Origin of the sequence: Castellaniella sp. (assembly GCF_004321985.1) — a bacterium.
Lineage (GTDB): Bacteria > Pseudomonadota > Gammaproteobacteria > Burkholderiales > Burkholderiaceae_B > Castellaniella.
This window is the reverse complement of record NZ_SCQN01000009.1, coordinates 98,663-104,919: the sequence shown is the minus strand read 5'-3', so window position 1 is coordinate 104,919 and position 6,257 is coordinate 98,663. Positions and strand designations below refer to the sequence as shown.

The following is a 6,257-nucleotide window of genomic DNA, read 5'->3' as shown; positions in this document are numbered from 1 at the left end:
CCAAGCGTGGCGGTATCGTCGATTTCGTCGATGCCGAGCGGGTGGTGATCCGCGTGGACGACCACGAGAACATCGCCGGCGAAGTGGGCGTGGACATCTACAACCTGAAGAAGTACACGCGCTCCAACCAGAACACCAACATCAACCAGCGCCCCATCGTCTCACGTGGTGATCACGTGGCGCGCGGCGACGTGCTGGCCGATGGCGCTTCCAGCGACCTGGGCGAGCTCGCCCTGGGGCAGAACATGCTGATCGCGTTCATGCCCTGGAACGGCTACAACTACGAAGACTCGGTGATGATTTCCGAGCGCGTGGTGGCCGATGACCGCTATACCTCGATCCACATCGAGGAACTGACGGTCGTGGCGCGCAACACCAAGCTGGGTGATGAAGAAATCACGCGCGACATCTCCAATCTGGCGGAAACGCAGCTCAATCGGCTGGACGAGTCCGGCATCGTGCACATCGGTGCCGAGGTCAAGGCGGACGACGTGCTGGTGGGCAAGGTCACCCCGAAGGGTGAAACCCAGCTCACTCCGGAAGAGAAGCTGCTGCGCGCCATTTTCGGCGAGAAGGCTTCCGACGTGAAGGACACGTCCCTTCGCGTGCCGTCGGGCATGGTGGGGACGGTGATCGACGTGCAGGCCTTCACGCGTGAAGGCATCACGCGCGACAAGCGTGCCCAGTCCATCATCGACGAGGAACTGCGCCGCTATCGCCAGGATCTGAACGACCAGCTGCGTATCGTGGAAAACGACGCCTTCGATCGTCTGCGCAAGACGCTGATCGGCAAGGTCGCCAACGGCGGTCCGCGCAAGCTCGCCAAGGGGACTGCGCTCACGGGCGAATACCTGGATGATCTGGATCGCTGGCAGTGGTTCGATGTGCGCCTGTCCGATGAGGACGCCGCGGTGGCGCTGGAGCAGGTCAAGGACGCCCTGGAGCAGAAACGCCACCAGTTCGATCTGGCCTTCGAGGAAAAGCGCAAGAAGCTTACCCAGGGCGACGAACTGCCGCCCGGTGTGCTGAAGATGATCAAGGTCTACCTGGCCGTCAAGCGCCGCCTGCAGCCGGGCGACAAGATGGCCGGCCGCCACGGCAACAAGGGCGTGGTCTCGCGCATCGTGCCGGTGGAAGACATGCCGCATATGGCCGACGGCACACCGATGGACATCGTGCTCAACCCGCTGGGGGTGCCTTCCCGGATGAACATCGGCCAGGTGCTGGAAGTGCACCTGGGCTGGGCGGCACGCGGCCTGGGCCGGCGTATCGCCGAGATGCTCGATGCCGAACGTACTGTGCAGATCAAGTCCCTGCGCAAGCTGCTCGACACGATCTATAACTCGCGCGGCACGCCGGTTCGGCTGGACGAACTCACGGACGACGAAATCCGGGTGTTGGCCAACAACCTGCGCGACGGCGTGCCGCTGGCGACGCCCGTGTTCGACGGTGCGCCGGAAGAGGACATCCGGCACATGCTGGAGGTCGCCTACCCGGACGACGTCGCCGAGCGCCTGAAGCTCACCAATGGCCGCACGCAGGCCTGGCTGACCGATGGCCGCACGGGCGAAGAGTTCGAGCGTCCAGTCACGGTGGGCTACATGCACTTCCTGAAGCTGCACCACTTGGTGGACGACAAGATGCATGCGCGTTCCACCGGACCGTACTCCCTGGTCACCCAGCAGCCGCTGGGCGGCAAGGCGCAATTCGGTGGTCAGCGCTTCGGGGAAATGGAAGTCTGGGCCCTGGAAGCCTATGGCGCAGCCTACACCCTCCAGGAAATGTTGACTGTGAAGTCCGACGATATCACCGGCCGCACCAAGGTCTATGAAAACATCGTGAAGGGCGATCACGTGATCGACGCGGGCATGCCCGAATCGTTCAACGTGCTGGTCAAGGAAATTCGGTCCCTGTCTCTGGACATGGATCTGGAGCGTAAATAATGAAAGCGCTACTCGATCTCTTCAAGCAAGTCTCCCAGGACGAGCAATTCGATGCCATTCGCATCGGCATTGCCTCGCCCGAGAAGATCCGTTCCTGGTCTTATGGCGAGGTCCGCAAGCCCGAAACCATCAACTACCGGACCTTCAAGCCGGAGCGCGACGGCCTGTTCTGCGCCAAGATCTTTGGCCCGATCAAGGACTACGAGTGCCTGTGCGGCAAGTACAAGCGCCTGAAGCACCGTGGCGTCATCTGCGAAAAATGCGGCGTCGAGGTCACGGTGGCCAAGGTGCGCCGCGAGCGCATGGGGCACATCGAGCTGGCGAGCCCGGTGGCCCACATCTGGTTCCTGAAGTCGCTGCCGTCGCGCCTGGGGATGGTGCTCGACATGACGCTGCGCGACATCGAGCGCGTCCTGTATTTCGAGGCCTGGTGCGTGATCGAACCCGGCATGACACCGCTCAAGCGCGGTCAGATCATGTCCGATGACGACTACCTGGCCAAGACCGAAGAATACGGCGATGACTTCCACGCCCTGATGGGTGCCGAGGCCGTGCGCGAGCTGCTGCGCACTATCGACATCGACCAGGAAGTCGAGAAGCTGCGCGCCGAACTGAAAGCGACCGGCTCGGACGCCAAGATCAAGAAGATCTCCAAGCGCCTGAAGGTCCTGGAAGGCTTCCAGAAGTCCAGCATCAAGCCGGACTGGATGATCATGGACGTGCTGCCGGTGCTGCCGCCGGACCTGCGCCCGCTGGTGCCGCTGGATGGCGGCCGCTTTGCTACGTCCGATCTGAACGATCTGTATCGCCGCGTCATCAACCGCAACAATCGCCTCAAGCGCCTGCTGGAGCTGAAGGCGCCGGACATCATCCTGCGCAACGAAAAGCGCATGCTGCAGGAGGCGGTGGATTCACTGCTGGACAACGGCCGCCGAGGCAAGGCCATGACGGGCGCCAACAAGCGCCAGCTCAAGTCCCTGGCCGACATGATCAAGGGCAAGAGCGGGCGCTTCCGCCAGAACCTGCTGGGCAAGCGTGTGGATTACTCAGGGCGCTCCGTGATCACGGTGGGTCCGTCGCTGAATCTGCATCAGTGCGGCCTGCCCAAGCTCATGGCGCTGGAACTTTTCAAGCCGTTCATCTTCAACAAGCTGGAGCTCATGGGCCTGGCGACCACGATCAAGGCCGCCAAAAAGCTGGTCGAGAGCCAGGAACCGGTGGTCTGGGACATCCTGGAAGACGTGATTCGCGAGCACCCGGTGATGCTCAACCGCGCGCCGACGTTGCACCGGCTGGGGATCCAGGCGTTCGAGCCGCAACTGATCGAAGGCAAGGCCATCCAGCTGCACCCGCTGGTCTGCGCCGCTTTCAATGCCGACTTCGACGGCGACCAGATGGCCGTGCACGTCCCGCTGTCGCTGGAAGCCCAGCTCGAGTGCCGCACGCTGATGCTGGCCTCGAACAACATCCTGTTCCCGGCCAACGGCGAGCCGTCCATCGTGCCGTCCCAGGACATGGTGCTGGGTCTGTACTACGCATCGCGCGAGCGCATCAACGGCAAGGGCGAGGGCATGTTCCTGGCTGACTTGGCCGAGGTCCAGCGCGCCTACGACAACCATGAAGTCGAGCTGCAGACCCGCATCACGACGCGGCTGCCGGAATACACCAAGGACGAGGAGGGCGAGTGGCACGCTGAGCCGCACCGCTTCCAGACCACGGTGGGCCGCGCGCTGCTGTCCGAGATCCTGCCGCATGGCCTGTCCTTCAGTGTCCTGAACAAGGCCCTGAAGAAAAAGGAAATCGCCAAACTCATCAATCTGTCGTACCGCCGCTGCGGGCTGCGCGATACGGTGATCTTTGCCGACAAGCTGATGAAGACGGGCTTCCGCCTGGCAACGCGCGCGGGTGTCTCGATCGCCATGGGCGACATGATCGTACCTGATGCCAAGGCCGAAATCCTGGCGCAGGCGTCCGCCGAGGTCAAGGAAATCGATCGGCAGTATTCCTCCGGCCTGGTGACGGCCCAGGAACGCTACAACAACGTGGTCGATATCTGGGGCAAGGCCGGTGACCGGGTGGGCAAGGCCATGATGGAACAGCTATCCACGGAACCGGTCGTCGACCGCCATGGCAAGCCTGCTCGTCAGGAATCCTTCAATTCCATCTACATGATGGCCGACTCGGGGGCGCGCGGTTCGGCGGCCCAGATCCGGCAGCTCGCCGGCATGCGCGGCCTGATGGCCAAGCCGGACGGCTCCATCATCGAGACGCCGATCACGGCCAACTTCCGCGAAGGCCTGAACGTCCTGCAGTACTTCATCTCCACGCACGGCGCGCGTAAAGGCCTGGCCGACACGGCGCTGAAGACCGCCAACTCCGGTTACCTGACGCGCCGCCTGGTGGACGTGACCCAGGATCTGGTCATCACCGAAGACGATTGCGGCACCACGAACGGCTACATCATGAAGGCGCTGGTCGAAGGCGGTGAAGTCGTCGAGGCCTTGAAGGACCGCGTCCTTGGCCGTGTGGCGGTTGCCGACATCGTCAACCCTGAAACTCAGGGGACCTTGATTTCCGCTGGCACGCTGCTGGACGAGCATCAGGTGGAACTGCTGGATGAAGCAGGCGTCGATGAGGTCAAGATCCGCACACCGCTGACCTGCGAGACCCGCCACGGTCTGTGCGCCAAGTGCTACGGTCGCGACCTGGGCCGCGGCTCGCTGGTCAACAAGGGCGAAGCGGTGGGTGTGATCGCCGCCCAGTCCATCGGTGAGCCGGGCACACAGCTGACGATGCGGACCTTCCACATCGGTGGCGCGGCGTCGCGTTCCGCGATGGCGAGCTCTGTGGAAACCAAGTCCGCCGGGACCATCGGCTTTGCCATCGGTCTGCGGTATCTGACCAACGGCAAGGGCGATCGCATCGCCGTATCGCGTTCTGGCGAGGTCGTGCTGGTGGACGACAATCACCGCGAGCGCGAACGTCACAAGATTCCCTACGGGGCCACCATCCTGGTGGGCGACGGCAACAGCGTGAAGGCCGGCACCAAACTGGCCACCTGGGATCCGCTCACCCGCCCCATCGTGTCCGAATACCACGGCACGGTGCGCTTCGCCAACATCGAGGAAGGCGTCACGGTGGCGCGCCAGGTGGATGAGATCACCGGTCTGTCCACGCTGGTCGTCATCACCCCGAAGACGACGCGCGGTGGCAAGGCTGCGCAACGGCCCCAGATCCTGCTGCTGGATGAGCAGGGTCAGGAGATCAAGGTCGCAGGTACGGATCACGCGGTGGCCATCTCGCTGCCGGTGGGCGCGCTCGTCACGGTGCGCGACGGCCAAAAGGTCGGCGAAGGCGACTTCCTGGCCCGCATTCCGCAGGAATCCCAGAAGACTCGCGACATTACGGGTGGTCTGCCGCGTGTGGCCGAGCTCTTCGAGGCCCGTTCGCCCAAGGACGCCGGCATGCTGGCCGAGGTCACCGGTACGGTCTCCTTCGGCAAGGATACCAAGGGCAAGCAGCGCCTGGTCATCACCGACATGGACGGCACCAGCCACGAATTCCTGATTTCCAAGGAAAAGCAGGTTCTGGTGCACGATGGCCAAGTCGTCAACAAGGGCGAACTGATCGTAGACGGCCCGGCCGACCCGCACGACATCCTGCGCCTGCAGGGTATCGAGGCGCTGGCGTCCTATGTCGTCAACGAAGTGCAGGACGTCTATCGTCTGCAAGGCGTGAAGATCAACGACAAGCACATCGAGGTCATCGTGCGTCAGATGCTGCGTCGCGTGAACATCACCAGTTCTGGCGATACGTCGTTCATCACGGGCGAGCAGGTCGAACGCGCCGAGCTGTTGAACGAAAACGACCGCATGGATGCCGATGGCAAGCTGCCTGCGACGTACGATAACGTGCTGCTGGGCATCACGAAGGCCTCGCTGTCCACGGATTCGTTCATCTCGGCGGCTTCCTTCCAGGAAACTACCCGCGTACTCACCGAGGCGGCCATCATGGGCAAGCGCGATGATCTGCGGGGCCTGAAGGAAAATGTGATCGTCGGGCGTCTGATTCCGGCCGGCACCGGTATGGCCTATCACGAGGCGCGTCACGCTCGCGAGGTCTTCGAGGCGGCGGAGCGGGCGGCTGCGCGCGAGCAGGCCAACCCGTTTGGTGACTCCGAAGAAGTGGTGCACGTGGGGTCCGACGACGAGTCGGGCAACGGGGAATCCGCAGCACAGGACGTTCCGTCCGACGAGTGATCGCCGGGTTCTGAGCCTACCCCCCCGATATTCCGTGTGAGCCGGAAATCGGGGG

Annotated in this window: 2 protein-coding genes; both read left to right on the top strand. The window is 63.2% G+C overall.

The annotated features are described in order from the left end of the window. Positions 1-1,943 (top strand): DNA-directed RNA polymerase subunit beta (gene rpoB / locus EPN31_RS01830; RefSeq protein ID WP_291768630.1); only part of this gene is annotated, 1,943 nt, incomplete at its 5' end. Next, positions 1,943-6,202 carry a DNA-directed RNA polymerase subunit beta' gene (rpoC, locus tag EPN31_RS01825; RefSeq protein ID WP_291768628.1) on the top strand — a complete coding sequence of 1,420 codons (4,260 nt, stop codon included), beginning with the start codon at positions 1,943-1,945 and terminating at the stop codon, positions 6,200-6,202. The genes rpoB and rpoC, both read left to right, overlap by 1 nt. The last annotated feature ends 55 nt before the right edge of the window (positions 6,203-6,257 follow it).

Bases quoted from the DNA above. Each gene is read 5' to 3' on its own strand.
- rpoC (WP_291768628.1), top strand. From the start codon at position 1,943: ATGAAAGCGCTACTCGATCTCTTCAAGCAAGTCTCCCAGGACGAGCAA.